The following is a 25,659-nucleotide window of genomic DNA, read 5'->3' as shown; positions in this document are numbered from 1 at the left end:
GTGTGCGGCAGGGCGGGGGCGGCGGACGGGGGGACGGGCGGGGCGGCACCGGGCGGCTCGGGGGCGGCAGGCGGGGCGGACGAGGCGGGCGGCGTGGCGGCGGTGCGGGCTTCGGCGACCGAGCGCTCGGTCTGTTCGGTCATCGAGGGGCTCCATTCGGGGGACGCGGCGGGAGGCTACGGGACCGGGGCGGATCAGCCGTCCCCCTGAGCCGTGAGCGCCGCCAGCGCCCGCGACAAGGCAGTCAACGATTCGGCTACGGAGGGAAGTTGAAGAGGATCGGCCACGTCCAGGGCTTGCCCGCGCTGCGCCGTGTCGCCACGGAGCAGCGCCTCGGACCCCAGCCGCACCCGCAACGCCCCGGGATCGTCCCCGAAGCGGTGCCCGCCGCGCGCCGCCCATGGCGCCAACTCCCGTTCCAGCGCGGCGGATTCACCGATCCCACGGGCTTCGAGGGCCCGGCGCAGCGGCTCGAGGTCGGCATACACATGGCTGCCGGAATGCGGCGGGCGGCAGACGGCGCCGGCCTCGGTGAGGGCGCGGTGGAGCGCGGCGGTGAGCGCACCGTGCAGCCGGGCGGCGGCGGTGGTGGCGGTGCGTACGGGGACGGGCTCGCCGAGCGCATGGCCGACGGCGCAGGCGAGCGGGCCGGGCAGCGGCATCCGCAGCGCGGCCAGCGCATCGAGCGTCCCGGCGCGCAGCGCGGCGCCCCGTTCGGTGTCCGGGAAGCGGGCGACGGCCGCGGGCCAGGAGGCGGGGACGAGGGCGGCCCGCAGGTCGGTCAGCACCACCACCTCGTCGGGCAGCATCTCGGCGGGGCTGAGGAGCACGGTGTCATGCGGATCGTGCAGCAGATCGCGGTGCGACTCGTCGCTGATGACCCACAACCCCTCCCCCGCCGCCGCCTCGCACACCTCGTGCAGCTGCTCGGGCGCCGGACAGGTGCCGGTCGGGTCGTCGGCGACGGACAGCACGAGGACGCGCGGCTCGGTACCGTGCATCCGGGCCCGGCGGACGGTCTCCAGCAGGGCAAAAGGGTCGGGCATCCCGCCCGATTCGGCCGGTACGGGCGCGCGGTGCACCGGCCGTCCGAGCAGCCGGGCGGGCGGTGCGTACCACTCGGAGCAGGGCCGCGGCAGCACCACGGCCCCGTCGGCCGCCGCGTACAGCGCGAGGAGGAGGGCGGGCGCGCCCGGGGCGGCGAGCGTATGGCCGGGGTCGGTGACCAGGCCGCGCCGCTCCCAGTAACCGCAGGCGGCGGTGCGCAGCGGGAGGGAGCCGCCGGGGGGTTCCGGTTCGCCGCGGTCGGCGGCCGCGGCCAGGTGCGCGGCGAGGTCCGGGAGCACCGGAAGGCCCACCGGCGGGTCCGGGGCCGGATCCGGGGCGGTCCGCTGCATCCGTACCTCCACCCTCCGCGACGACAGGCGATCGTGGGCCCATCACATGAATGATGACTTCGACCACCTTGGCAGACGGGGTAGGCGGCGACCGGGGCGACACGTCAGCGGCAAGGGGGAGGGCGCGGCCGACGGGGTGGGGTGGGGCCGTATGGGTCATCCGTTCGCTCATCCGTACGAGCCAGGGGTGCGGGCGGCGCACCGCCTCAGCCCTCGCCCGCCGGACCGGACGACCAAGTGCCCAGCGCCATCTCGGCGGTGATACCGGGTCCGAATCCGGCCAGCAGCCCCCGCTGCCCGTCGCGCGCCGATGCCTCGTCGAACATCCGGGCAAGGGCGTCGAGCACCACCGCGCTGGCGATGTTGCCGTACTCGGTGAGCGTCGCACGGCTGAAGCGGAACGCCTCGGGAGGCACCTCGAGGAAGCGGCACAGGTCGTCGAGGATGCGCGGACCGCCGGCGTGGACGATGTAGAAGTCCAGGTCGCCCGCGTCCCAGTGCTGCTGTTCGGCGACGGCGCGCAGGGCGGGGGCGAGGGGCTCCATGGTGCCGGGGACGCGCTTGTCCAGCTGGAAGTGGAAGCCGGTGGAGCGGATCGCGTAGGAGATCCAGTCCTCGGTGTTCGGGATGAGGTAGGAGCCGTTGCGTTCCAAACGGACGCCGGTGCCGCCCTTGCCCCGGACGACCGCGGCCGCGACCGCGTCCCCGAACAGGCCGTTGGACAGCAGCGATCCCACCTCCAGATCGGTGGGCTGATAGCACAGCGAGCAGAACTCGCAGGCGACCAGGAGCACATTGGCGTCGGGGTAGGCCCGGCAGAAGTCGTGCGCGCGGTTGATCGCGGCGCCTCCTGCCGCACAGCCGAGCTGGGCGATCGGTATCTGCCGAGTCTCCGATCTGAAGCCCATGGTGTTGATGAGCCATGCGGTCAGGGCCGGCATCATGAAGCCGGTGCAGGACACGTACACGATCAAGTCGATGTCCCGCGACTCCAGTTCGGCCTGGTCGAGTGCTCGGCGCACCACGTCGGGGACCCGGGCCTTGGACTCCTCCTCGTAGACCGCGCTACGGGCGTCGAATCCCGGGTGTTCCAGTACCTTGTCGATGGGCTGGATCAGATGCCGTCTGACCACGCCGGTGTGCTCGATGAGCCGGAGCACCTTTTTGAGCTGCAGGTGGTCGTAGTGCAGCTGTCGCGCGAGTTCGAGGGTGTCGTCCCTGGTGATGATGTATTCCGGTACCGCGATTGCCGGTTTGCACAGAACCGCCATGGGATGCGCTCCTAGCAGACTGTGGTCCGCTCGGTGCAGTCCCTGGAAGCTCTGACTTACTGGTGTGTCGGGGCCGACGGGAGCCGCCGGCACGAAGGGTGCCGGCGGTTCCGGCGGCCCAAGTCGGTGCCCCTGGGAGGGACGCAAGCGGGCCAGCCGTCGAAGAATGAACTCTCCCTGTGCAGCTGGATCACACCCCTGGGGGTGGATCAGCTTTACGAGCCACGGTACGGCAGTCGGGTGAAGTCCGCATGCCGCTGCGGGCTTCACCGACCGTCACCACAGGACCGGCAGCGCCTGCGGATAGCGCCAGATGGAGGTCTCGTTCCAGCGCACCTCCTCGGCCGGCTTCGCCGGTTTGAGTTCGGGGAAGCGGTCCAGGAGGGTGCCGAGCGCCACCTCCATCTCGACGAAGGCGAGCGGGGCACCCAGGCAGTGGTGCCCGCCCCAGCCGAAGGTCATATGGGGCGGCTTCTCGCGGCTGAGATCCAGCTCGTCGGGCCGGTCGAACTTCCGGGGGTCCCGGTTGGCCGTCAGATAGGAGACATGCACGATGTCCCCTTCCCGGATCCTCACCCCGCTCAGCTCCACGTCCTCGAGCGCGACCCGGGGAATGCCGACGCCCTTGCGGAACGGGATGAACCGCAGCATCTCCTCGAGCGCCTGCGGGAGTCGCTCCGGCCGGGAGCGCAGCATGGCGAGATCCTCGGGCCGGGTCAGCAGGGTGTAGGAGAGGTTGCCGATCTCGTAGGTGGTGGTGTCCTGGCCGGTGATGAGCAGCACCATGGCCATGACCGTCAGTTCCCGCTCGTCCAGGATCTCGTCGCCGTCCCGCGCCGTGGCCAGGGCGCTGATCAGGTCGTCGCCCGGGTGCGCACGCCGGTGTGCGGTCAGCTCCGCGAAGTACGCCCGCATATCGGCCTTGGCCCGGACGGCGTTGTCCCGGTTGTCGGGGCTGATGTTCATCATGGTGCGGGCGTGGCCGCGCAGCTGCGCGCGGTCGGCCTCGGGGATGTCGAGGACCTCGCAGATCGTGGTCAGCGGCAGCGGGTTCGCCAGGTTCTCCATCAGGTCGCCGGGCGGGCCCTGCTCGGCCATCCGGTCCAGCAGTTCGTCGACGACACGCTGGGTACGGGTCCGCATCCGCTCCACATGACGCGGTGCGAAGGCCTTGGAGACCAGGCTCCGCAGGCGGCTGCTCGCGGGCGGGTCCATCACGTTGATCGCCTCGTCCTGGACGATCGGTTCGGGTGTCATACGGGGGAAGTCGCGGCCGATGACGGCATGCCGGCTGAAGCGCCGGTCGGTGGTCACCGTGCGCACGTCCTCGTACCGGGTGACGAGCCATGCCTCGCCCTCCCCGTACGGCAGCCGGATACGGGCGACCGGTTCCTCGGTCAGCAGGCGCTTGAGCGTCGGATCGAACTCAAGAGCCTCGGCGTAGTCGAATGGGCAGTTCCAGACGTTCGGGCCGGGTTCCATGCTGAGCTCCCGAAGTGAGGGGATGACGAGCGGATGCGCCGGCCGCGACGGCAGGCCGGGGCGCGGCGCACAGGGGCGCGGGCGCACGAAAAGCGCCCGTTCATCGCTCGCAAGCATGGTAGCCAGGCTGCTGCGCGGCGGCCTGGCCGTACGGCCCGGACGGGGACGGTTGCGGCCCCCGTCCGCAGCGGCGTACGGCGCCGAGCGGACAGCGGGGGCATTGCGCCGAACGGGTGGCATCGGCCTCGGCGGCCCGCTGCGCCGGTGCCCCGCCGGGGTGGAACCGGTGCCCGGCCGGGGTACAAGGTGCCGCATGCGGAAGAAGCTGTCCCATCTCGACCGGCTGGCCTTCGTCCGGATCGCCTCGCGCGAGTGGCCGGGCGCCCAGCGTGTGCTGCCGCGGCTGTCCCGGAGCGCCAATCACGGGCTGCTGTGGTTCGGTGTCGCGGCCGGTGCCGCCGCGCTGGGCGGCAGACCCGGCCGCCGGGCCGCGCTGCGCGGAGTGGCCTCGCTGGCGGCCGCGTCGGCGACAGTGAACACGCTGGGCAAGCGCTCCGTACGGCGTGCACGGCCGCTGCTGGACGCGGTCCCGGTGATCCGGCAGCTGCACCACCAGCCGTTCACCTCGTCCTTCCCGTCCGGGCACGCGGCCTCGGCGGCGGCCTTCGCCACCGGGGTCGCGTTCGAGAACAAATGGTGGGGACTGGCACTGGCGCCGCTCGCCGTGTCGGTGGCGTTCTCCCGTGTCTATACGGGGGTGCACTATCCGGGCGATGTCCTGGCGGGGGCGGCGCTGGGCGCCGGTGCCGCATTCGCCGTACGCGGCATTGCCCCGACCCGCACCCAGCTGGCCCCGCCGGCCCGGCCGCGCGCGGACGCGCCCGCGCTGCCCGGCGGGCGCGGTCTGGTGGTGGTCGCGCACCACGGCTCGGGGCAGCGGGCCGGGACGGCCCCGGACCGGACCCAGGAGCTGCGCGGGCTGCTGCCGTTTGCCGAGGTCGTACGGTGCGGCGGACCGTGGGCGCGGCCTCTGGAGGAGGTGCTGGAGGAGGCGGCGGAGCTGGCCGGGCGGCGCGGTGGGGCGCTCGGTGTGCTGGGCGGGGACGGCACCGTCAACGCCGCGGCGACGGTCGCGGTCCGGCACGGGCTGCCGCTGGCGGTGCTGCCCGGCGGCACCCACAACCACTTCGCGTACGACCTGGGCATCGAGACCTACGCGGCGGCGGCCCGCGCCGTGGAGAGCGGTGAGGCGGTCGCCGTCGACCTGGCGCGCTTCCGGTCCGGGCCGGAGCGGGCGGACCGGGAGGGCCGGACGGACAGGGAGGGCCGGACGGACCGGTATTTCCTCAACACCTTCTCCGTCGGGGCCTATCCGGAGCTGGTGCGGATCCGCGAGCAGTGGGCGGGCCGGATCGGGGCGTGGCCGGCCGGGGTGCTGGCGGCGTGCGAAGTGCTGCGTACCGCCGAGCCGTTGACCGTCGAGATCAACGGCAGACGGCGCGCGGTGTGGCTGCTGTTCGCCGGCAACTGCCACTACCGGGGGCTGGGGCTGGCGCCGGTACGGCGGCACGACCTGGCGGACGGGGTGCTCGATGTCCGGGTGGTGCACGGCGGCCGGCTGGCCCGCACCCGGCTGCTCGCCGCGGCGCTGACGGGCAGCCCGCGCACCTCCCCGGTCCTCGGCGAGGCCCGGTTGCGCAGCCTTCGGGTGGGCGGGCTCCGGGAGGGCACGCCCCTGGCGTTCGACGGCGAAGTCACCGCATTCACCGGGGAGTTGACGCTGGAGAAGGAGAACGAGGCCCTGACGGTCTATCGCCTCCCGCTCAAATAGCGAGACGGCACTCTCATGATGCGAGACCGCGGCGTACGGTGTGAACGTCATGCCCCGGTCACGCGAAGGAGCCGACCATGCCGCACGAGTCCGCCGTCTACACGCACGGCCACCACGAGTCCGTACTGCGCTCCCACACCTGGCGCACCGCCGCCAACTCGGCCGGATATCTGCTGGATTCGCTGCTGCCGCACATGCAGATCCTGGACATCGGCTGCGGCCCCGGCACCATCACCGCCGACCTGGCCGCGCTGGTGCCGGACGGGCAGGTCACCGGGCTGGAACACGCCCCCGAGGTGCTGGATCAGGCGCGCGCCACGGCCGCTGGGCGCGGGCTGACGAACGTCCGGTTCGCGGTCGGGGACGTCCACGCACTGGACTACCCGGACGACACGTTCTGCGTGGTGCACGCCCATCAGGTCCTGCAGCACGTGGGCGATCCCGTGCAGGCGCTGCGCGAGATGCGCCGGGTCACCAGGCCCGGCGGGATCGTCGCCGTCCGCGATGCGGACTACTCGGCCATGACCTGGTACCCGGAGGTCGAGGGGATGACCGACTGGCAGCAGCTGTATCTGCGGGTGGCCCGCGCCAACGGCGGAGAGCCGGATGCCGGACGACGGCTGCACGCCTGGGCCCGCCAGGCCGGTTTCGACCGGTCCGCCGTCACCGCCACCGCCGCCACCTGGTGCTACCACAGCCCGGAGGAGCGGTCCTGGTGGAGCGAGCTGTGGGCGGACCGCACGGTCTCGTCGTCATACGCCCGGATCGCGGTGGACGGCGGACACGCCACGGCCGGGGAGCTGGCGCGGATCGCGCGGGCGTGGCGGGAGTGGGGCGCGCAGGAGGACGGCTGGTTCGCGGTCCTGCACGGCGAGATCCTGTGCCGGGTGTGATCACGCTGCGCGCCGACGGGGCACCCAACTAGGGTGGCCCGTATGGACATTCTGGGGACCTCACTGCGGGTATGTGTCGGCGACCTCGATGCGGCGATCGGCGTCTACGAACGGCTGACCGGCGCCGAGGCCATACGTTTTCAGCGCGGCGGTGTGGCCGTGGCGGCCGTCGGGTGCTTCTTCCTGATGAGCGGCCCCGAGGCGGAGTTGTCGGTGCTGCGGAAGATCACGGCGACCCTCGCCGTGAAGGACGTGGACGATGCGGTCGCCGATCTGACGGCGGTCGGCGCGGAGATCATCGCGGGTCCCCTGCCGACCCCGATCGGGCGGAACCTCGTCGCCCGGCATCCGGACGGCTCGGTCTTCGAGTACGTCGACCGGAAACAGGATGCCTGACAGCACGGCGGACGGCGCGCCGGACAGAGCCCGTCCGGCGCGCCGCTCCGTCCGCCTCGCGGCTGCGGTATGACCGCCGTCAGGAGGACACCTCCAGCACGATCTTGCCGCGGGACCGCCCCGACATGCTGCGCTTGACCGCCTCGGCCGCCTCGGCCAGCGGGAACACCGCATCGATCGGGACGGTGAGCTTCCCCGCGTCCGCGAGATCGGCGAGCGCCGTCAGATCGGCGGTGTCCGGGCGCACCCACACCATCTGGCCGCCCTTCGCGCCGACCTCGCCGTCGGCGATGGACACCAGCCGGCTGCGGTCCTTGAGCAGCTGCTGCGAGACGTCCAGAACGCCGTTGCCGACGAAGTCCAGCGCCACGTCCACGCCTTCGGGCGCCAGCGCCCGGACCCGGTCCGCCAGACCGTCACCGTAGGTCACCGGCTCGGCGCCCAGGGACCGCAGGAAGTCGTGGTTGCGTTCGCTGGCCGTGCCGATGACGCGGACGCCCCAGGCCACCGCGATCTGTACGGCGAGCGAGCCGACACCGCCCGCGGCGGCATGCACCAGGACCGTCTCGCCCCGCTGCGTACCGACCCGCTTGAGCGCCTGATAGGCCGTCAGTCCGGCCAGCGGCAGCCCGGCCGCCTGCTGCCAGCTGAGCGCGGCGGGCTTGGGTGCCAGGGTCCGTACGGGCGCGGCGACCAGCTCGGCGTAAGTGCCGTGCTGGACCTCGTCCTTGCGGACATAGCCGATGACCTCGTCGCCGACCGCGTACTCGGGGGCGTCGACGCCGACCGCCTCGACCACACCCGCCACGTCCCACCCGGGGATCAGCGGATAGTGGGCGTGCATCAGCGCATCCAGATAGCCGCCGACGATCTTCCAGTCCACGGGATTGACGCCGGCCGCCCTGACCCTGATCAGCACCGAGTCGGGACCCACCTTCGGGTCGGGCTGGTCGGTGTATTCGAGGACCGAGGGGCCGCCGTAGCTGTTCACGGTGATTGCCTTCATGGTCGTCACAACGCGTGACGGCCGGGGATCATTCCACGGTCGCGGAAACTTTCGCCGAATGGCGTACGGACGGGGTGTCATGACTCCCCGCGAATCCTCGCGGCATGGCCGCCGGTGGCTTGGTCAGCCGGTGAGCCGGAGCGTCAGCCGTGCCGGTTTGCGGCCCTGCTTGGACCTCCACGGTGCCCCCGGCCCGCCCCCGCCCCCTGCGGGGAGGGCGGGAGTAGAGAGACCCCAGGTTCTGCCCGATGGTTGAGGTTCGCAACCACTCCGCCGCTCCGGGGCATGCGAACGGCCACCCTCAGTGATGGTTGAGGGTGGCCGTTTGGCTTGTGGTCTCAGCGGTGGAACTCTCCACCCTTGACAGCGGTCACGAACGACAGCCAGCCGTCGGCCGAGAACATCAGCGCCGGTCCATGCGGGTCCTTACTGTCACGGACGGGGATGATTCCGGGGAAGTCGTCGGCGACTTCGACGCAGCTAGATTGCCCATTGCTGTAGCTGGACTTTCGCCACGTCACGCGGTTCAGGTCAGCCCTGTTCATAGTTTCCTGCCATTTCGAGAATCAGGCGTTGTGACGCCTCTTCGGGCATTGCCTTGGCCCAGATGTCGCGGAACGCGTTGTCATAGCGTTCAACCTCTCGGGGCTTGTCCAAGTAGAGGTCCCCCGTGTAGCCGTCTGCGTAGACGGTCGGGGGTTCCGTTTCTCTCCCATTGCCGGTAAGCGGAAATCGGAGAATCTGGAACTGACCCGACATGACGCCTCGGTGCAAACCGGCGCTGAACGGGACTACCTTGATGGTCACTGTGGGTAGGTGGCTCACCTTCCCCAAGTGACGAAGTTGTCCCGCCATCACGTTGTTCCCGCCGACAGGACGCCTCAACACTGCTTCGTTGAGCGCCACGTTGAGCGTAGGCGGCTGTGTCACTCGGGTCAGAAGCGTCTGTCGCTTGATGCGCACTTGAACCCGCCGAGCGATCTCGCCGGGTTCTTCGTCGGGGTTGTCTTCTTGAATGACCGCGTGGGCGTACTCGTCGGTTTGGAGGAGTCCGGGGATCGACTCCGGTTCGTACCAGTCAAGGTGCGTTGCTGCCTCCTCCAGCCCGATGTAGAGATCAAAACCCTCGGGGATCGCATCCCCGTACGCATGCCACCACCCTTTTGCCTTCGTTTCGTGTGCGAGCCCTACGAGCGCCTCTGTGAGTGCAGGCGATGCGCCGTAAAGATCACACATCGCCTTTACCTCGACGGCACGAGAAGAGACCTTCCCCTGCTCCACGCGCCACATGGTTGTTGGTGAGCGCTCCAACAGCTTGGCTGCCGCGTTCACCTTGAGTCCCGCGCGTTCGCGCAACTCGCCCAAGATGCGCCCTAGTTGTCGCCTTGGCACCGTTGATCCAGTCGGACCGTCCGGCTCCGTCACACCTACCCCCTACGACCGAAGTGAAAGACTCCCGCGTCCTGAATGAAAGCATCACCCGATGCCGACTGCAATGCACGTCAACTAGCTGAAAAAGCACTGCATGAAAGGTTGCACGGGAGCATGCGGCCGGAGCATTCTGGCACCCCCGCCCCGCTCAACTGCCCTACATGGGGCGGGAGAACGGCGGCCGGTAGACGCAGCCAGGCGCCGACCGCCGAAGACCACGTGCCACGTAAAGACCCCCGCGACCGAGGCGACGGTCCGGGGGCGTGGCCCCAACCGCTCGGAGGTTGAAGCGTGTTCCACACTATCCGAACGATCTTCGAATCGCTGCTGCGGCTGTTACTACCGGCCCGGGGCTCCCACCGTGCCGCACCGCCCGCAGTCGGGCGTGAGGACGCTCCGGCGCTCACACTCCCCCGAGTGCCCCTCCAACGACCGGGGTTGCCGCTACGGGGTGAGGACTCACCCCTGATCCGTCCGTACGTCCTGACGCCGGAGGAGCGCCAGGAGCGGCGGCTGCAGCGTGGGCGGCGGCGGGCTCTGTGGCTCGCGGTGCACGGCATCGACGCCGGGCCGCGTTGGATTCACGGTGTGGAGGTGGTGAGCTGATGACCGGCATGACCCCGCCCGTTCACCTGTCAGACCCATACCCGGACCTGGACCCTGAACCCGTACCGGGATGCGACATCTGCCGGGAGTTGGTGAAGCAGCGGGCCGAAGCTCGGCGGCTCGGGGAACACGGTCGCGCTGCGATGTGCACGGTGGAGCTCGGGCAGCACTCCCACCCGAAGGAGGCCCGCAAATGAGGGGCGCGTGGTTGCGGTGGTGCGACCGCGTAGAGGAAGAGTGGAACCGGCACGTCAGGTATCGGGAGTTGTACCGTCAGCTTGATCGTGTGCGGGAAGACCTCAAGGCTCGCACGGCGTGGGTGGATGAGCTGACCGGGAACGAGGCGGCCGAGATGCTCCGTGGTCTCAGCGTGTGTATCGAGGCCGTGCGGGAAGCAGGCAGTGATGCCCCCGACCGTCCGGAGAGCACGTCATGAGGGCGCAGGGCAGGTTCCTGGAATGGACGCTTCGGGTCGATCCGAAGGTGGGACTCAGGCACGTGGGAAAGTGCCTCATCTGCTGGGAATCCTGTGTCGATACCCCCTCCGTCGACAAGGCCCGGGACTGGTGCCTGAAGCACCTGGGCGCCACCGGTCACACCGGCTTCCGGTTGTCGGCGTTCGAGTTCTTCGATGCCATCCTCACTGACCACCCATCGGTGAACGACACTCCCGCCGACCCGGACCAGGGCGGGGCTACTCGACCGTGGGCCAAGGCCGCGACCGTGAGGACGTAGCGCTTGGCGCTTATGACGTACCCCCAACGGCCACCTCCGGCCAACGCCGAGGGTGGCCGTTCGCCGGCCCGGGAGCACCCCGGAATGGTTGCGGGGGTGGGGGGCCAGGGGTGAGGGGAGCCCAATCCGGCCGCATGGTGGCCTCACACCGGCCGCATCCGGAACTCGTACCGCTGGGGCAGCGGGTGCTCGGCGCGGGCCCTGGCGCGGACCGCTTCCGTGACCGGGCCGGGGCCCGCGACCAGGCGTTCGGCGATGGTGTACCAGGTGTCGCTGAGGGTCTCGTCGCCCTCGCGCAGATCGGCGATCTCGAAGCCGGCGTCGAAGACCGCGCGGGCCGCGGCCGGTTGGTCCTGGGCGAGCAGGACCTGGGCGAGCAGCAGCCGGAACCGGCCGTCGGCCAGGTCGTCCTGGCGCAGATGTGCCAGCAGATCGCACGCCTCGTCGGCCCGGCCGACGGCGAGCAGCGCGGGGACCGCCTCCCGGGCCAGCGCGGGCAGCACCGCCCACCAGGTGCGCGCGGACGCCCCCTCGGGCGCCAGCGTCCCGGCGAACCGGGCCGCGCAGCCGAACGCCTCCGCATACCGGTCGGCGGCCCGTACCGCATCGCCCGCCTCCGCCTCGGCGACGGCCAGGCAGTACAGCGGCAGGGCGTCCAGCGACAGCCGGCCGCCGCCGGTCGCCAGCGCCCGCTCCCAACTGCGGACGGCCTGGGCACGGTCCCCGGCATGCCACTGGGCGAGGCCCAGGTGGTAGTCGGTGGCCGGGCCCGGCAGCGCCGACTCCAGCAGATCGCGCCAGGCCGGGGAGACCAGCGCCGGGCCGGGGAGGGGCCCGTCGGGCGGCAGGTCGCCGGTCTCGAGCAGGGTCAGCCAGGGACGCTGGGCGGCGCCGAGGGTCGCCGCGTCGAACGGTGTGCCCGGCAGATCGAGCCCCGCGCGGGCGACTTCGAGCGCACCCCAGCCGGAGCCGGTGGCCAGCGTCTCCTTCGGTTCCTGGTCGGCGTACGGCCGCCAGGCGGCGTACGCGGCATCGACGGCGGCCCGCGGCAGCGCCGCCTCCAGCCGGTCACCGACCTCGCCCCGGGCCGCGCCCCAGTCGTCGCCGTGCACCGTCGCGGCGTCCGCGGCCAGCGGCCCGTACGCCTCAAGCCACGCGAACTCGCCGCCCGCGTCGAGCGGGACATGCTCCAGCTGCGTACGGGCCAGACCCGCCTGGATCTCCGCATAGCCGCCGGTCCCCGGCTCGGTGAGCCACTCCTGCCAGCGCCGTCCGGCCCGCCCTGCGCCCCAGAGGAACAGCTTGCGGCCGCGCAGCGTATCGGTGGAGGTCTGCACGAGGCCGCGGCCTTCGCCGTCCAGGGAGGCGATCCAGCGGCGGGCGCCGTCGGGGACCTCGTAGAAATAGTCGGCGGGGAACTCGCTGCGGAGGGGGTAGGTCCGGTCGACGCCGTGCACGACCGGGACCGGGACCCGGCGCAGGGTCCGCTCGTAGCCGAAGTGCCAGGCCTCGTCGGCGGGGGCCAGCACGCGGGTGCGTTCGCCTTCCGGGACCGCGATGTTGGACCACCAGTAGACCGGCACGGTGCGGTGGTGGGGGTTGCGGATCCGTACGCCCACGTAGAGGAAATCGGAGCCCTCGGGCAGCCACAGGTCCACCTGGAAGGGCAGGTCCCGCAGCCGCTCCCATTCCCACAGCCGGAGCATCTCTCCGCCGTCGGGCGCCGGGACACGGGCGGCGTGCAGCGGGGCGCAGGACAGGGTGGTGTGGCCCGTGGCGCCGATGTTCCATTCGATGCCGCCGGAGAACCAGGCACCGTTGAGGGCGAATGCGGCGGGTTGCAACACCGGGTTGCGGTAGAGGAGTTCGCGGCCGGTGGGCTTGTGGTGCAGGGAGTGCACCCGGCCGCCGAGACCGGGCAGAACGGTGGCGCGCAGCCGGTCGTTCTCGAGGACCAGTGCGTCGACGTCGGCGGTGCGGCGGGTACGGCCGTAACCGTCGCGCAGCGGGGCGGGCAGGATCGAGCGCAGCGGCTCATAGCCGATCTGGCGCGCCATGTCGCCGGGCAGCGCGGTGTCCTGGGGGGTCTCGACACGGTGCGGATCGCGGCCGCCGCGCAGGGCCGGGAGCGGGTTGTCCGGGCCGACGGGGGCGGCGGGAAGGGACAGGGTGGTGCGTCGCACACTCGTGGCCACGGCTGCCTCGCAGGGTTGGACCGGCCACCTCGGCTCCGGCGGCCTCCTGTTGACCATGGAACCTCGTCAGCGCCCTTCTGAACAGGGCTTCTTGCGGTGGGTGGGGTCAGGGTTGCGCAAAGACACCCGCGAGGAGATCGGTGAGCAGCGCGGCGCCGTCGCCCTCGGGGTCGCGGTCCGGGTCGTAGATGGTGACGTCGATGCCCGCGCAGCGCGGTGAGGCCGCCAAGGGGGCCAGAAGGGCGTGGAGTTCGTCGATGAGCAGGCCGCCGGGGTCGGGGCTGTCGACGGCCGGCATGACGGACGGGTCGAGGACATCCGCGTCGAGGTGGATCCAGAAGCCGTCGAGCGGGGACTTCTGGAAGTGGGTGAGGGCCTCGCGGGCCACCGTGTCCGGGCCGTGCCGCCGGATGTCGCCGACCGTGGTGTGGCGGATGCCGAGCCCCGTCAGCTCCACCTGGTCCTCGTCCTCGTCCCGGATGCCCAGCACGCACACGTCCTGGTCCCGGACATACGGCCGCAGCCCGTCGATGTCCGTGAGATCCGGCTGTCCCCGCCCGGTGATCTGCGCCACGCCCTCCCCGGCCGCGGCCCCGACGGGGCCGGACACCGCCACATTGCCCGGGTGCCGGAAGTCGCCGTGGCCGTCGAGGTAGGCGACACCGTACCGCCCCAGCCGCCGCAGCCCGAGGACCGTGCCGAGCAGAATGCTGCAGTCCCCGCCGAGCACCACCGGGAAGTCGCCGCTGCGGACGTGGTCCCCGACGCGGGCGGCCAGTTTCCGGGTGTACGCGGCGATCGCCCCGGCGTTGAAGTCGCCGTCGCCCTCCTGCCACTCCCCCAGGTCGTAGCGCGGCGGCACCACCACACCGCCCTCCAGCGCGCCGAGCCGCCGCAGCAGCCCCTGTTCCCGCAGCGCGCCGGGGAGTTTGTAGCAGCCGGGGACCGTGCCGGGCGCGGGCGGGCGCAGTCCCAGATTCGAGGGGGCATCGATGAGTACGGTGCGGCGCATACGGTGATCGTCACACAGGTGTGCGGGAAAAAGGCGAGGTCTCGGAAGATCTGTCGAAATACCCTGGGCGTTGACGCATGACGCATGACGCATGACGCATGACGCACTGGCGCAGTGAGCGCATGCCTCCACACCTCGCAGAACGGAAGACGGCACTGATGTCCACGACGGCCCAGCACACCTACCGAGTGATCGTCCGCGGCAGATGGGACGGCCTGACGGCCGAGGCCCGGGCGAAACTGCTCGCCGAGGTGGACGACCACGGGCTGGCGCAGCTGCAGTTCACCCGCGAGGGCTCGCTGGCGTACGACACCGCGCTGCACTCCTTCACCTACCGCTATGTCATCGTCTCGGACGCGGCGGACGGCGAGGAGATGGCGGCGGCGCTCGCCGAGGACAAGGCGGAGACCGCGCTCAGGGAGGCGGGGCTCGGCTACCGGGAGCTGCGGTCCGCGGCCACCGACATGGACACGATGAAGATCAACCGCAAGGCGCGGTAGCGCCGCCGTCCACCGCTGTGCCCTTCGTGTCCTTTGCCCCCGCACCTGGCGGCTCGTTGAAGCGCAGCCGGTTGCCGAACGGGTCGGTGAGCGTGAGCGAGGTGCCGATCTCGTCCTCTTCCAGGCCGGGCCGCAGATACGGATAGTCCTTGGCGGCCAGCTCGGCGTGCAGCTCGCGCACTCCGGTCAGCTCCGTGTAGACGGTGGAGCCGGGCGTCGCATCGCCGTGGTGCTCCGACAGATGCAGTACGAGGGCACCGCGCGACACCTGGGTGTACAGCGGCATCCCGGGCTCGAAGCGGTGCTCCCAGTCGACGGTGCAGCCGAGGTAGCCGACGTAGAACTCATGGGCCTTGGCGGTGTCGAAGATCCGGAAGACGGGCACCGTACGGCCGAGGACGGGCTTCTCGGCCGCGTCGTGGGTGATCGCCCAGCGTTCGTGGTCGCGCCAGGCGCCGTCGATGAAGAGGAAGTCCGGGGAGTAGCCCTCGTACCGGAAGCCGGCGCGCCGGACCAGGGCGAGGGAGGCGGCGTTGGCGGGCTGGATGTTGACCTCCAGCCGGTGCAGGCCCAGCACCCCGAAGGCATGGTCCAGGACGAGCCGCAGGCCCTCGCTCATCAGCCCGCGCCCGGCGGCGTGCGCGAAGGCGCCGTAGCCGATGGCGCCGCAGCGGAAGGCGCCGTGCACGATGTTGTTGATCGTCACATAGCCCGCGATCCGTTCGCCGCCGTGCTCGCCGGCGCCGTGCTCGCAGATCAAGAAGCCCTCGCGCAGCGGCTCCTGAAGCTTCGCCAGGTATCCGTCGTAGTCGGCGTCGGTGGCGGGCGGGAACAGCCAGGGGCGGTGCAGCTCGGTGCTCTCCCGCGCCAGTGCGGTGAAGGCGTCGCGGTCGGCGGCGGCGAAGGGGCGGATGCCGACCCGGGGGCCGCGGGCGAGGTAGTGATCGTTCGACGTCATCGGGAGATCGTACGGAGGGGCACCGGGGCGGGCCACTTCCCCCCTTCCCGTTCACCGCCACACCGGTGCATCCGTTCCGCAGCGCCCCGGCGGCGTCGTCCAGGTGGCCGGACCGCCGTCGAACGAGACCGGCGGCAGGGCGTACCGCAGCCGCCCCACGGGGCTGTCGGTGTCGCGCAGATACCGCCCGGCGTCGTAGCCCTCGCCGTCCGTGTCCGCCTCGCCCCTCGTCTCTCCGCCCAGGCCGTGCACCAGCCACCGGGCCGTACGGGCCAGTGCCAGCGTCGCCACGCCCGCGCCGCCCGTCCGCGCCCGCTCGGTCAGCGCCCGCAGCACCGCCGCCGCCAGCAGGTACCCCGTGCCGTGGTCCAGCGCCTGTGCGGGCAGCACGCCCGGGTTGCCCTCCCGGTCCGCCTCGGCGGCGGCGATCCCGGTGGCCACCTGTACCAGGCTGTCGAATCCCCGGCGGCCGCCCCAGGGGCCGTCGTCGCCCCAGGCGGAGACACGGGCGACGACCAGTCCCGGGCGGCGGGCCACCAGGGCCTCGGGGGTGAGACCGAAGCGGTCCAGGGCGCCGGGGCGGTAGCCGGTCACCACGACGTCGGCGCCGGTCAGCAGCTCCTCGAAGGCCGCCCGTCCGGAGCGGGACCCCAGGTCGAGGGAGGCGGAGCGCTTGCCGAACCCGGTGTCGCTGTGGGCGTCCTGACTCTCCGGCAGCTGCGGGGCGTCGATCCGCAGCACGTCCGCGCCGAGCAGGGCGAGGGTACGGGTGGCGACCGGCCCGGCGAGCACCCGGGTGAGGTCCAGTACCCGCAGCCCGGCGGCGGGGAGCGTGGGGTTGCCGGCGAGCGGCGGCAGCGGGCGGGGCGGCGCGCCGGTGGCGAGGGTGTCCAGGGTCAGCAGGGGGTGCGCGGCCACCGCGGCGCCCTGGGGGTGGGCGTCCCACTCCTCGGGGGTGCGGGCGGCGACCGCCAGCCCGCCCGCCGCGTAGACCGTCTCCTGGATCTCCTCGGCCCGGCGCCCGGCGAGGACGGCCTCGGCCTCCGCCGCACCGGCGTTCTCCGGAAGGTCCAGCGCACCCAGCAACCGGGCGCGGTGGTGCGGGTAGTTGGCGTGGGTGCGCAGCCGGCCGTCGGCGGTGCGCCAGAAGCGGGAGAGCGGTGCGAACGACGAGGGTGCCCGGCCGTCGATCCGCAGCTGCCGTTCGCTGACGAACGCGGTGGCCACCGCGCCGTCGTCGACCCGTACGGCACGCACCGGGCCGCCGTCGCGCTCGGCCGCCAGCTCCGCCGCGGCGAGGGCGCAGACGGCGACGGTGGAACGGGCGAGCGCCATGACCGGCAGCCGGGCCGGCAGCAGACCGGGCGGCCCGCCGTACGCGATGCGCTCCGTGAGGGCCGGGTCGCCGCCGAGCACCGCCCAGGCCAGATCCGTACCGATGTGCTGCCGTTGCCCGGTGCCGGGCTGTTGTTGCCCCATACCCGCAGTGTGGCACTCAGTGCCACTTGCCGGCCAGTGAAACGGTCATTCCACCGTCGCCCGCGCCCACTCCCGCTCCCCCGCACTCGGCACGGCCAGTGCCAGCCGGCGGTGCGTGCGACGCAGCATCAGACGGGCCATGAAGGGGTGCACGCGGCGCACGACGGCCCAGTAGAGCCGGCCGCCGGCGTGCTGGGTGCGGACGACCGTACCCAGGGTGACCTGCCCGTTCGCGATGAGGATCGAGGCACGGAAGTCCAGGTGGCGGGCGTCGTGGCCGAGCAGGAGCTCGCCGCCCTCCCGGCCCTGGACCGGGAAGGCGGCGCCGCGCAGCACCCCCTCCCAGGCCTCCGGCTCCGTGGGCATGCCCGGCAGCAGCGCCATCTGCCAGGCGTCCTGGAAGTCCGTATGCGGGAAGGCACTGCGGGCCAGGCGGGCCTCGGCGGGGAGGCCGACGGCCTTCGGGCGGTCCCACAGCAGGCGGTGGAAGAGCCGTACGCGGGGCGACCGTCGGACGGGTGTACGGACCCGTCCGGTGGCGGCCTGCTCGATGTTGTCGAGGAGCTCCTCGACGACGGTGCCGTGCAGGACCCGCATGGCGGTCCACCACAACAGCCGTTGCCTCAGCCCGTGTTCGCTCTCCAGAACGTGCTCGACGCGGCAGCTGTCCGGGCCCAGGGGCCGCACGACGGCCTCGTGATACCCGGTCGGGCCGGAGGTGAAGTCGAAGCGGATGCGGCGGCCCGGCTCGTGAGCGGTGACGCGGTAGCGGACGAAGCCGTGCCCGCCGTCGGCGCCGACGCCCAGCGGCCGGTCGAAGCGCATCGCCGGCCAGGCGGGCGTCGGGAAGACCGGGTCGGGGTCGCCGCCGAGCCGGTCGATCAGCGCGCCGACGGTGTCGGCCGGGGCGGCGATGGTGCGCGTGTGCACATCGCGGAGGGTTCGCGACGGGCGGAGCGGACGGGGCAGACGGAGCGGACGCATCCGGCACCTCCATACGGTGGCGTATGTTTGACTGTACGGTAGCGTATGGACATGGCACAAGAGCAGGCGAGGACCCCCCGGACCACCGGCACACGGCGGCGGCTCACCGCACAGGACTGGGCCGATGCCGCGCTGGCGGCCATGGGCGAGGGCGGGCTCGCGGCGGTGGCCGTCGAGCCGCTGGCAGCCCGGCTCGGCACCACGAAGGGCAGCTTCTACTGGCACTTCGCGAACCGGGACGCGCTGATCGAGGCCGCCCTGGCGCGCTGGGAGGAGGTCGCCACGGAGGCCGTGATCACCAAGATGGAGGCGGAAACCGACCCCGAGCGGAAGCTGCGGGGACTGCTCGACCGGACCACCGGAGCGGCCGGGGCGGACCCCTTGGAGATGTCCCTGCTGGCCACCGCCGCGGACCCCCGGGTGGCGGCCGCACTGGCTCGGGTCACCGAGCGGCGGATCGGGTATGTCGCCGCGCTCTTCGCCGAGTTGGGCTGCTCGGAGACCGAGGCGCGGCGCCGCGGTCTGCTCGCGTACAGCGCCTATCTCGGGCACAGCCAGCTGGGGCATGCGGTCCCGCAGGCGCTGCCCGCCGGCGCCGCACGCACCCGCTACCTGGACTCGGTGATCGACACGCTGCTGCGCCGGGCGTGACGCAGCCCCGGCCGCCGCGGAGACGCCGGCGCCCAACTCGGCCGGAAATGCGGGAAGTTGACCGACCTTGGCCGAACTGCACCTAGCCATACAGCGTACAGAGGCATGAAGTGGGAGTCGACGGGCCGACCGCCCGTCCCGCAACACGAGCACCTCGAGCCCCTCGTACGGAGGCAGTTCGATGACCGAGGCACCGACGGGGACGACGCCGGCACGCGGGACACCCCCGCCCGCGGCGATCGCCTTCTTTCAGGACCGCACCTGTCCCTATCACCCGCCCACCAACTATCAGCCACTGCGCGACCGGGGCCCGCTCGCCCACGTCGCCTTCTACGACGGCCGCCGGGTATGGGCGGTGACCGGCCACGCCGAGGCGCGGGCGCTGCTCACCGACCCACGGCTCTCGTCCGACCGCCAGAATCCGGCCTTTCCGGTACCCCTGGAGCGCTTCGAGGCGATCGCGGAGACCAAGGCACCGCTGATCGGCGTGGACGACCCGGAGCACAACATCCAGCGCCGGATGCTGATCCCCGCCTTCGGCGTCAAGAAGATCGCCGCCATGCGCCCGGAGATCCAGCGCATCGTCGACGGTCTGCTGGACCGGATGCTGGCCCAGGGCCCGCCCGCCGAGCTGGTCTCCGCGTTCGCGCTGCCGGTCCCCTCGATGGTGATCTGCTCGCTGCTCGGCGTCCCGTACGCCGACCACGAGTTCTTCGAGGAGCAGTCGCGCCGGCTGCTGAGCGGCCGTACCTCCGAGGAGTCGGAGGAGGCGGGCGACGCGCTGGAGGAGTACCTCGCCGCGCTGATCACCCGTAAGGAGCAGGAGCCGGGCGACGGGCTGCTGGACGAGCTGATCGCCGACCGGCTGCGGACCGGCTCCCTCGAACGCGGGGAACTGGCCCGCATGGCCATGATCCTGCTGGTCGCGGGCCATGAGACCACGGCCAACATGATCTCGCTGGGCACCTTCACCCTGCTGGAACACCCCGAGCAGCTCGACCGGTTGCGCACCCGGGACGACCTGATCCCGGACGCGGTAGAGGAGCTGCTGCGCTTCCTGTCGATAGCCGACGGGCTGCTGCGGGTGGCGACGGAGGACATCGAGATCGCCGGCCACACCATCCGGGCCGATGACGGCGTGGTCTTCGCCACGTCCCTGATCAACCGGGACGGTGCGGCCTACCCGGCGCCGGACGAACTGGACTGGAGCCGCTCCGCGCGCCATCACGTGGCGTTCGGCTTCGGCATTCACCAGTGCCTGGGCCAGAACCTCGCCCGTGCGGAGATGGAGATCGCGCTGCGGTCGCTGTTCGCCAGGATCCCGGATCTGCGACTCGCCGTGCCCGCCGCCGCGATTCCGTTCAAACCGGGTGACACCCTGCAAGGCATGATCGAGCTGCCGGTGGCCTGGTAGGTGTCACCGGTGACAGCGGAACGAGCGAAAGGGGTCCGGGATGCGGATCATCATTGACGAGGACATGTGTATCGGCAGCGGCCAGTGCGTCCTGACCGCGCCGGGGGTGTTCACCCAGGACGACGACGGCTTCAGCCAGGTGCTCCCCGGCCGCGAGGACGGCGCCGGCGACCCGCTCGTACGGGAAGCCGTCCGCGCCTGCCCGGTGCAGGCCATCACCATCGAGGACGACTGACCCTTACGGGCCCTGACCTCACGGACGCCCGGGCCTCCCTCAGGACTCCCGGTCCCTGACCTCTGGACCCCGGCTCCCCGCTCCTCTTGTTCCTACGGCTTCCACCCCATCCGCCACCGCACCACCCGACCCGGGGCCCTACCTCAAGGTGCCCTGGGTGACGGGCAGTTCGAGCACCCCGGTGTCCTCGGGCGTGCTGGTGACCGTCACCGGCTTCACCCCGTGATTGCCCACATAGGCGGTGTCACTCGCGGCGATCACGAAGCGCAGGCGGTGCCCCGGCTCGTAACGGTGCACGATGCCCGGGAGTTCCACGGTGAACTTCCGGGTCACATCGGGCACCCGGGCCGGGGCCACCAGCCGGTGCACCAGTGTCGTCGTCCCGTCCGGTGCCACGTCGTACAGCTTGGCGAAGAGCACCAGCCGGTCGGCCGCGTCCCCGGAGTTCTGCACCCGCTCGGCCGCCGGCGAGATCACCCTCAGCGTCACCCTGGGCGCGCCCACCACCTCCGCCGGCCCGCCCGCCACCGGGGCGGACGTCCAGCCCAGGTACGTGCCGTCGAGGTCGTACGGGGCGAGGTCCGGCAGCCCGAGCAGCCCGCCGGGCGAGAACTCCGAATGGCTGGTGGGCAGCAGCCGGTTGCGGTACTCCCGGCTGCCGCGCGCCACCTTCCTGCGGTTGTCGACGAGCTTGCCGTCACCGGAGAGGTACAGCTTCTGACCGCCACCGGGGACGGCGGACGAGGTCGCGTAGGTGGGGCCCTCGGTCACCCAGTCCCGGTAGTACGCGAAGGCCGGCCCGGTGTCCGCCCCCTTCCGGTGGTGCAGATAGCGGTCGAACCACCCCAGGATCCGCTTCCCGACATAGCTGGTCTCCAGGTTCCCCTTCACCAGGTCGAGTTCGCCCCTGGCCGGGTTCCGCATCCCGCCGCTGTGGCCCCAGGCCTGCCAGATCATCTTGGCCGGGGTGCCCTGGGCGGTGAGGGTGCGGTAGGTGGCGGTGGCCTCGTTGAGGGTGAAGAGGGTGTCGGCCTGGCCCTGCACCAGCAGGGTCGGCGCCTTGACGGACTTCAGATACGAGACCGGGGAGACGCTGCGCGCATACGCGACCATGCGGGCGGTCCGGTCCGCCGGATAGCTGCCGGAGTCCAGCAGCCGCTTGGTCTCGCAGGCCGGCGCGACGAAGTGCAGACAGCCCGCGCCGCCCAGCCGCGAGGGGTCCAGGCTCGGATGGAGCAGCCCCTGCGCCTCGCCCATCAGGAAGAACCCGTTCGTCCACTGGTACTTGTAGGCGCCGGGCACCGGACCGCTGACGCCCCGCGTGCGGCCCGCGCCGTTGGGGTCGAGGGAGAAGGAGAGGTCGTTCCAGGTGATGAGCGGGACGAGCGCGTCGATGCGGTGGTCGACGGAGGCGGTCGCCATCTGGATGGCCCCGCCGTACGAGCCCCCGATCATGCCGACCCGCGGGTCGTTCGCGCCGTCCTTGGTCACGTAGTCGACCCGGGTTCCGTCATCGGCGGTTCGCGTTCCGGCCAGGACGTCGACGAGCTGACGTGCCGCGCGGCCGTCGGCCTGGGGGTCGTCGAGGGAGATCGGGCAGCCGGACGCGCCGAAGCCGAGGCCGGAGTAGGCCAGCGCGACATAGCCGCGGGAGGCGAAGGCCCTGGCGATGGCGTCGGTGGAGCCGTCCGTCTTGCTGCCGCCGAAGCCGTTGGTGGTCAGTACGGCGGGCGCCGGGTGCCCTTCGTCGGTGTCGGCGGGGCGGTAGAGGTCGGCGTCCACGGTGCAGTCACGGTCACCGGCCCGGACCGTCACCTTCAGCGGGGTGACGGTGTACGGACCGGCGGCGGCGCTCGCGGGTGCGGCCAGGACGAGGGGCGCGGCGAGGGCGGTGGCGGCCAGCACGGAGAGGGAGTTGCGGAGTACGGGGCGGGAGACGGCTCGGGACACGGTGGGCACGCATGACCTCCACAAGAACAGCCGTACCAACCAGTCGGTAGCGGTGCCTCATGGTGTGACACGCGTCACGAGCGCGTCAACGCCGGTGACAGGATTTACCGGCAGGACGTCAGTTCAGCGTGGTGCGCGGGGCGTTCGGGACGGGCAACCGGCTCGAGAAGGTGGGCCCGGCGCACGGCAGGGCGCCGTCCGGTGGCCGGTCAGGTCAGCGGCGGCGCGTCGAACGTCAGCGTGCCGGCCGTCGCGTCCAGCTCGGCCCGTACGCCGAGCGGCAGCGTCAGCGCCGAGTCACCGTGCCCGAACCCGAACTCCTCGGCCACCGGAACCCCGAGGCCGCCCAGCCGGTCCCGCAGCACCTCCCGCACCCGCTCGTACGGACCGCACCGGTCCCAGGAGCCGAGAACGATCCCGGCGACACCCGCCAGCAGCCCGGCGCGCAGCAGTTGGGTCAGCGCGCGGTCGATGCGGTAGGGCGGCTCCCCCACGTCCTCCAGCAGCAGCAGTCCGCCCGCCGCACCGGACCTGGCGTGCGGGGTGCCCAGCTCGGTGGCGAGCATCGTCAGACAGCCGCCCAGGGTGACCCCGCGGGCCCGCCCCGGCACCAGCGGCCGGGACGACGCCGACACCACCCTGCGGACGCTCTCCGGCGCGAACAGCGTGCGCCGCAGCCCCTCCCGCGTCGCATCGTCCTTGAGGAACGCCTCGCCCGCGATCGCCGGTCCGTGCAGGGTGGCCACCCCGGCGCGCACCGCGAACGCCTCGTGCAGCACCGTCACATCGCTGAAGCCGACGAGCGGTTTGGGGGCGGCGGCCCGGATGGCGGACCAGTCCAGCAGGTCCACCATCCGCTGGGCGCCGTAACCGCCGCGCGCCGCGAACACCGCCTTGACGGACGGATCGCACCACGCCTCCTGGAGGTCGCGGGCGCGGTCCTCGTCACAGGCCGCGAGATAGCGCAACGTGTCATGGCTGCCCCGGACATGCGGCCCGGCCACCGGGTCGAGGTCCCAGCCGCGCAGCAGGTCCAGTCCGCCGTCCAGCCGCTCCGGCACCAGCGGGCCGCTGGGCGCGACGACCGCCACCCGGTCGCCGGGCCGCAGCCGCGGCGGGCGGATCAGCGGGGCGGCCCTCATGTGCGCAGCTCCAGGGCGGGGACGTCGTCGCGGGCGAAGCCGAAGGTCTGGGCGTAGAGGGAGAGTTCGGCCTCGACGGCGCGGACGATGGTCTCCGCGCGGCGGAAGCCGTGACCCTCGCCGGCGAAGGCCAGATAGGCGTGCGGTATGCCGCGCCCGGCCACCTCGGTGAGGAACCGGTCGCACTGCACGGGCGGGCAGATCACATCGTCCATGCCCTGGAGCAGCAGGAACGGTGCGGTGATCCGGTCCGCGCGGTACAGCGGTGAGCGCTCGCGGTAACGCTCGGGCACCTCGGCGAACGGGCCGACCAGCGACTCCAGATACCGCGATTCAAAGTCATGGGTCTCGCCGTTGGCCCAGCCGGCCAGATCCAGGATGGGGTAGCTGACCGTGCCGCAGGCGTAGAGGTCGGTGGCGGTGAGGGAGGCGGCGCTGGTCCAGCCGCCGGCGCTGCCGCCGCGGATCGCCAGCCGGGCGCGGTCGGCGCTGCCCTCGTCGGCCAGCGCGCGGGCGACGGCCGCGCAGTCCTCGACGTCCACCACACCCCACTGGCCGCGCAGCCGCTCGCGGTACTCCCTGCCGTAGCCCGTCGAACCGCCGTAGTTGACCACCGCGACACCGATGCCCCGGGAGGTGAAATAGGCGAGCTCCAGGTCGAGCACCAGCGGGGCGTGCCCCGTCGGGCCGCCGTGCGCCCACACCACATACGGCGGCAACTCGCCTTCGGGGGCGGCGTATTCGGGATGGTGCGGCGGATAGATATGGGCGTGGATGTCCCGGCCGCCGGGGCCGGTGAAGGTGCGGATCCCCGGCCGGGGGTAGTAGGCCGGGTCCACGACGTCGGCATGCCGGGCGGCGATCGCCCGGGCGCGGCCGGTACAGGCGTCCAGCTCGACGATCTCGTAGGCGCTGTGCGGACCGGCGGCGATGCCGATGACGCGGCTGCCGTGTACGGCAAGGGTGGGAGCCCATTCCGTCCAGGGGCCCGCCGCGTCGACCAGCTCGCCGGAGACCGGGTCGAGAATGCCGAGGGCGGTGGTGCCGTGGCCGTGGATGACGGCGAGGGTGCCGTTCTCCAGCGGCAGGAACCAGCGCTGCCCCACATTCCACAGCGGACCGCCGAACTCCTCCTGCCGGGCCGGGCACAGCCCCCGGCTCGCCACCACGCCGTCATCCGCGGCGTCCGGGTCGATGCGCTGCAGCTCCCACCATCCGCTGAGGTCCGACACGAAGAGCAGCGAGCCGTCGGCGGCCCATTCGATCTGCGCGACGGACTCCCCGGCCTCACCGCCGTCCGGTGCGGTGGGCCCGGGATCCCCGACCAGCGGACGGATGCCGTCGAACTCCCCCTTGGGGGTAATGTCCGCCACCATCACCAAGGTGCCGTCCCAGGGCATCTGGGGATGGTCCCAGGCGATCCAGGCCGCCCGCCGTCCGTCCGGTGAGATCCGCGGGCCGGTGACGAACCGGTGCCGGTCGTCGCTCAACTCCCTTGTCGCGGCGCGGTGTTCGGCCGCCGATCCGTCCAGTGGCACGGCGGCGATCACCCGGCGGACATCCGTCGGCCGGTCGCCGGTGAACTCCTCGAGGACACACCACACCTCGCCGAGCTCCGGGCGCAGTACGGGGTCCACCCAGCGCAGGCCGTCGCCGACCCCGGACAGCGGGGTCAGGGGGCGCGGGGCGGCGCCGGAGTCCGGCTCGTAGGCGTACAGCCGCTGGTCGGCGAAGTTGCTGAAGACGACGAGCGGGCCGCGCTCGGTGACCGTACCGGCCCAGGGCTGGCCGCCGTACTCCAGCACCCGGCTGCGGACATTCCACGGTCCGGGCAGCACCGGCTCCGTCGCCCCGTCGGCACGCCTGCGCACCAGCGCCCGGCGGCCGCCCTCGGCGGGCCGCGGCTCCGTCCACCAGACCTCGTCGCCGACCACGCCGACAAAGGCCGGCCGGCCGTCATGGGCGGCAACCGTCCGGGCGTCGACCGGGGACGGCCAGGCGCCGTAGGGAGCGGTGGTCACCATGCTGTTGATCCTCCTTCACCCGGCACCGCCCTGGTGCCCGGCCTGCTTCTGCTTGCGCCGATCCTGT

Annotated in this window: 23 protein-coding genes and 2 pseudogenes; 10 read left to right on the top strand and 15 right to left on the bottom strand. The window is 72.1% G+C overall.

Going from position 1 to position 25,659, the window contains the following annotated elements; genetic code table 11:
- Window positions 1-194 precede the first annotated feature (194 nt).
- The 3 genes from ADL29_RS29285 to ADL29_RS29275 form a co-directional block, all read right to left on the bottom strand.
- A complete protein-coding gene (locus ADL29_RS29285; RefSeq protein WP_053926572.1) occupies window positions 195-1,397 on the bottom strand; it encodes an aminotransferase class I/II-fold pyridoxal phosphate-dependent enzyme in 1,203 nt (400 codons plus the stop codon).
- Window positions 1,398-1,603: 206 nt separating this feature from the next.
- Window positions 1,604-2,668 carry a type III polyketide synthase gene (locus ADL29_RS29280; RefSeq protein WP_053926571.1) on the bottom strand — a complete coding sequence of 355 codons (1,065 nt, stop codon included), beginning with the start codon at window positions 2,666-2,668 and terminating at the stop codon, window positions 1,604-1,606.
- 276 nt (window positions 2,669-2,944) lie between these two features.
- Complete coding sequence (locus tag ADL29_RS29275) at window positions 2,945-4,150, bottom strand: cytochrome P450 (RefSeq protein ID WP_053926570.1); 1,206 nt, start codon at window positions 4,148-4,150, stop codon at window positions 2,945-2,947.
- Window positions 4,151-4,463: 313 nt separating this feature from the next.
- Between ADL29_RS29275 and ADL29_RS29270 the strand changes: the two genes are divergently transcribed.
- From ADL29_RS29270 to ADL29_RS29260, 3 genes are all read left to right on the top strand, one after another.
- Window positions 4,464-5,981 (top strand): bifunctional phosphatase PAP2/diacylglycerol kinase family protein, encoded by a 1,518-nt coding sequence (locus tag ADL29_RS29270; protein ID WP_053926569.1) that lies wholly within the window; start codon window positions 4,464-4,466, stop codon window positions 5,979-5,981.
- Between the two features lie 77 nt (window positions 5,982-6,058).
- A complete protein-coding gene (locus tag ADL29_RS29265; protein ID WP_053926568.1) occupies window positions 6,059-6,874 on the top strand; it encodes a class I SAM-dependent methyltransferase in 816 nt (271 codons plus the stop codon).
- Between the two features lie 42 nt (window positions 6,875-6,916).
- Window positions 6,917-7,270 (top strand): VOC family protein, encoded by a 354-nt coding sequence (locus tag ADL29_RS29260; protein WP_046925188.1) that lies wholly within the window; start codon window positions 6,917-6,919, stop codon window positions 7,268-7,270.
- A gap of 79 nt (window positions 7,271-7,349) precedes the next feature.
- On the opposite strand, the gene ADL29_RS29255 is transcribed toward ADL29_RS29260, so the two are convergent.
- The 3 genes from ADL29_RS29255 to ADL29_RS29245 all read right to left on the bottom strand — a co-directional run bounded on the left by ADL29_RS29255 (window position 7,350) and on the right by ADL29_RS29245 (window position 9,668).
- Window positions 7,350-8,276, bottom strand: coding sequence for an NADP-dependent oxidoreductase (locus tag ADL29_RS29255; protein ID WP_053926580.1), 927 nt, complete (start codon window positions 8,274-8,276; stop codon window positions 7,350-7,352).
- A 338-nt stretch (window positions 8,277-8,614) separates the two neighbouring features.
- The gene (locus ADL29_RS29250) at window positions 8,615-8,821 is read right to left on the bottom strand and encodes a DUF397 domain-containing protein (RefSeq protein WP_053926567.1); all 207 of its coding nucleotides are present in this window, start codon (window positions 8,819-8,821) and stop codon (window positions 8,615-8,617) included.
- The gene (locus ADL29_RS29245) at window positions 8,808-9,668 is read right to left on the bottom strand and encodes a helix-turn-helix domain-containing protein (RefSeq protein WP_078971379.1); all 861 of its coding nucleotides are present in this window, start codon (window positions 9,666-9,668) and stop codon (window positions 8,808-8,810) included. The genes ADL29_RS29250 and ADL29_RS29245 overlap by 14 nt, the downstream gene beginning before the upstream one ends.
- Before the next feature lie 456 nt (window positions 9,669-10,124).
- Here ADL29_RS29245 and ADL29_RS46130 point away from each other — a divergent pair, with 456 nt between their 5' ends.
- From ADL29_RS46130 to ADL29_RS29235, 3 genes are all read left to right on the top strand, one after another.
- Complete coding sequence (locus tag ADL29_RS46130; protein ID WP_281181976.1) at window positions 10,125-10,313, top strand: hypothetical protein; 189 nt, start codon at window positions 10,125-10,127, stop codon at window positions 10,311-10,313.
- 193 nt (window positions 10,314-10,506) lie between these two features.
- A complete protein-coding gene (locus tag ADL29_RS29240) occupies window positions 10,507-10,749 on the top strand; it encodes a hypothetical protein (RefSeq protein ID WP_053926565.1) in 243 nt (80 codons plus the stop codon).
- Complete coding sequence (locus tag ADL29_RS29235; RefSeq protein ID WP_053926564.1) at window positions 10,746-11,048, top strand: DUF7848 domain-containing protein; 303 nt, start codon at window positions 10,746-10,748, stop codon at window positions 11,046-11,048. The genes ADL29_RS29240 and ADL29_RS29235 overlap by 4 nt, the downstream gene beginning before the upstream one ends.
- A 143-nt stretch (window positions 11,049-11,191) precedes the next feature.
- On the opposite strand, the gene ADL29_RS29230 is transcribed toward ADL29_RS29235, so the two are convergent.
- Window positions 11,192-13,243: a DUF5107 domain-containing protein gene (locus ADL29_RS29230; RefSeq protein WP_053926563.1), complete on the bottom strand. Its 2,052-nt coding sequence runs from the start codon at window positions 13,241-13,243 to the stop codon at window positions 11,192-11,194.
- Between the two features lie 106 nt (window positions 13,244-13,349).
- The gene (locus tag ADL29_RS29225; RefSeq protein WP_053926562.1) at window positions 13,350-14,255 is read right to left on the bottom strand and encodes an arginase family protein; all 906 of its coding nucleotides are present in this window, start codon (window positions 14,253-14,255) and stop codon (window positions 13,350-13,352) included.
- A gap of 158 nt (window positions 14,256-14,413) precedes the next feature.
- Here ADL29_RS29225 and ADL29_RS29220 point away from each other — a divergent pair, with 158 nt between their 5' ends.
- Window positions 14,414-14,755 (top strand): DUF6204 family protein, encoded by a 342-nt coding sequence (locus ADL29_RS29220; protein WP_053926561.1) that lies wholly within the window; start codon window positions 14,414-14,416, stop codon window positions 14,753-14,755.
- Here the strand turns inward: ADL29_RS29220 and ADL29_RS44665 are convergent.
- The 4 genes and pseudogenes from ADL29_RS44665 to ADL29_RS29205 form a co-directional block, all read right to left on the bottom strand.
- Window positions 14,736-15,140: a glyoxalase superfamily protein gene (locus ADL29_RS44665; protein ID WP_245689688.1), complete on the bottom strand. Its 405-nt coding sequence runs from the start codon at window positions 15,138-15,140 to the stop codon at window positions 14,736-14,738. The genes ADL29_RS29220 and ADL29_RS44665 overlap by 20 nt on opposite strands.
- A gap of 36 nt (window positions 15,141-15,176) precedes the next feature.
- A pseudogene (locus ADL29_RS42985) lies at window positions 15,177-15,713 on the bottom strand (GNAT family N-acetyltransferase); the annotation flags it as partial.
- Window positions 15,714-15,764: 51 nt separating this feature from the next.
- A pseudogene (locus tag ADL29_RS29210) lies at window positions 15,765-17,213 on the bottom strand (CoA transferase); the annotation flags it as partial.
- Between the two features lie 24 nt (window positions 17,214-17,237).
- On the bottom strand, window positions 17,238-18,176 hold the full coding sequence (locus ADL29_RS29205) for a DUF2867 domain-containing protein (RefSeq protein ID WP_053926559.1): 939 nt from the start codon (window positions 18,174-18,176) through the stop codon (window positions 17,238-17,240).
- Between the two features lie 51 nt (window positions 18,177-18,227).
- Here ADL29_RS29205 and ADL29_RS29200 point away from each other — a divergent pair, with 51 nt between their 5' ends.
- The 3 genes from ADL29_RS29200 (at window position 18,228) to ADL29_RS29190 (ending at window position 20,476) form a co-directional block, all read left to right on the top strand.
- Window positions 18,228-18,827 (top strand): TetR/AcrR family transcriptional regulator, encoded by a 600-nt coding sequence (locus tag ADL29_RS29200; protein ID WP_107095116.1) that lies wholly within the window; start codon window positions 18,228-18,230, stop codon window positions 18,825-18,827.
- 181 nt (window positions 18,828-19,008) lie between these two features.
- Window positions 19,009-20,241, top strand: coding sequence for a cytochrome P450 (locus ADL29_RS29195; protein WP_053926557.1), 1,233 nt, complete (start codon window positions 19,009-19,011; stop codon window positions 20,239-20,241).
- Between the two features lie 40 nt (window positions 20,242-20,281).
- On the top strand, window positions 20,282-20,476 hold the full coding sequence (locus ADL29_RS29190; RefSeq protein WP_046925195.1) for a ferredoxin: 195 nt from the start codon (window positions 20,282-20,284) through the stop codon (window positions 20,474-20,476).
- 138 nt (window positions 20,477-20,614) lie between these two features.
- Here the strand turns inward: ADL29_RS29190 and ADL29_RS29185 are convergent, their stop codons facing one another.
- The 3 genes from ADL29_RS29185 to ADL29_RS29175 all read right to left on the bottom strand — a co-directional run bounded on the left by ADL29_RS29185 (window position 20,615) and on the right by ADL29_RS29175 (window position 25,592).
- On the bottom strand, window positions 20,615-22,426 hold the full coding sequence (locus ADL29_RS29185; protein WP_053926579.1) for a CocE/NonD family hydrolase: 1,812 nt from the start codon (window positions 22,424-22,426) through the stop codon (window positions 20,615-20,617).
- Between the two features lie 209 nt (window positions 22,427-22,635).
- Window positions 22,636-23,568 (bottom strand): S66 peptidase family protein, encoded by a 933-nt coding sequence (locus ADL29_RS29180; protein WP_053926556.1) that lies wholly within the window; start codon window positions 23,566-23,568, stop codon window positions 22,636-22,638.
- Complete coding sequence (locus ADL29_RS29175; RefSeq protein ID WP_053926555.1) at window positions 23,565-25,592, bottom strand: prolyl oligopeptidase family serine peptidase; 2,028 nt, start codon at window positions 25,590-25,592, stop codon at window positions 23,565-23,567. The genes ADL29_RS29180 and ADL29_RS29175 overlap by 4 nt, the downstream gene beginning before the upstream one ends.
- Between the last annotated feature and the right edge of the window lie 67 nt (window positions 25,593-25,659).

This window comes from Streptomyces chattanoogensis (genome assembly GCF_001294335.1).
In the GTDB taxonomy this organism is placed as follows: Bacteria; Actinomycetota; Actinomycetes; order Streptomycetales; family Streptomycetaceae; genus Streptomyces; species Streptomyces chattanoogensis.
This window is presented reverse-complemented; position numbering and strand designations above follow the sequence as displayed.

Bases quoted from the DNA above. Each gene is read 5' to 3' on its own strand.
- ADL29_RS29285 (WP_053926572.1), bottom strand. From the start codon at position 1,397: ATGCAGCGGACCGCCCCGGATCCGGCCCCGGACCCGCCGGTGGGCCTT.
- ADL29_RS29280 (WP_053926571.1), bottom strand. From the start codon at position 2,668: ATGGCGGTTCTGTGCAAACCGGCAATCGCGGTACCGGAATACATCATC.
- ADL29_RS29275 (WP_053926570.1), bottom strand. From the start codon at position 4,150: ATGGAACCCGGCCCGAACGTCTGGAACTGCCCATTCGACTACGCCGAG.
- ADL29_RS29270 (WP_053926569.1), top strand. From the start codon at position 4,464: ATGCGGAAGAAGCTGTCCCATCTCGACCGGCTGGCCTTCGTCCGGATC.
- ADL29_RS29265 (WP_053926568.1), top strand. From the start codon at position 6,059: ATGCCGCACGAGTCCGCCGTCTACACGCACGGCCACCACGAGTCCGTA.
- ADL29_RS29260 (WP_046925188.1), top strand. From the start codon at position 6,917: ATGGACATTCTGGGGACCTCACTGCGGGTATGTGTCGGCGACCTCGAT.
- ADL29_RS29255 (WP_053926580.1), bottom strand. From the start codon at position 8,276: ATGAAGGCAATCACCGTGAACAGCTACGGCGGCCCCTCGGTCCTCGAA.
- ADL29_RS29250 (WP_053926567.1), bottom strand. From the start codon at position 8,821: ATGAACAGGGCTGACCTGAACCGCGTGACGTGGCGAAAGTCCAGCTAC.
- ADL29_RS29240 (WP_053926565.1), top strand. From the start codon at position 10,507: ATGAGGGGCGCGTGGTTGCGGTGGTGCGACCGCGTAGAGGAAGAGTGG.
- ADL29_RS29235 (WP_053926564.1), top strand. From the start codon at position 10,746: ATGAGGGCGCAGGGCAGGTTCCTGGAATGGACGCTTCGGGTCGATCCG.
- ADL29_RS29225 (WP_053926562.1), bottom strand. From the start codon at position 14,255: ATGCGCCGCACCGTACTCATCGATGCCCCCTCGAATCTGGGACTGCGC.
- ADL29_RS29220 (WP_053926561.1), top strand. From the start codon at position 14,414: ATGTCCACGACGGCCCAGCACACCTACCGAGTGATCGTCCGCGGCAGA.
- ADL29_RS29205 (WP_053926559.1), bottom strand. From the start codon at position 18,176: ATGCGTCCGCTCCGTCTGCCCCGTCCGCTCCGCCCGTCGCGAACCCTC.
- ADL29_RS29200 (WP_107095116.1), top strand. From the start codon at position 18,228: ATGGCACAAGAGCAGGCGAGGACCCCCCGGACCACCGGCACACGGCGG.
- ADL29_RS29195 (WP_053926557.1), top strand. From the start codon at position 19,009: ATGACCGAGGCACCGACGGGGACGACGCCGGCACGCGGGACACCCCCG.
- ADL29_RS29190 (WP_046925195.1), top strand. From the start codon at position 20,282: ATGCGGATCATCATTGACGAGGACATGTGTATCGGCAGCGGCCAGTGC.
- ADL29_RS29180 (WP_053926556.1), bottom strand. From the start codon at position 23,568: ATGAGGGCCGCCCCGCTGATCCGCCCGCCGCGGCTGCGGCCCGGCGAC.
- ADL29_RS29175 (WP_053926555.1), bottom strand. From the start codon at position 25,592: ATGGTGACCACCGCTCCCTACGGCGCCTGGCCGTCCCCGGTCGACGCC.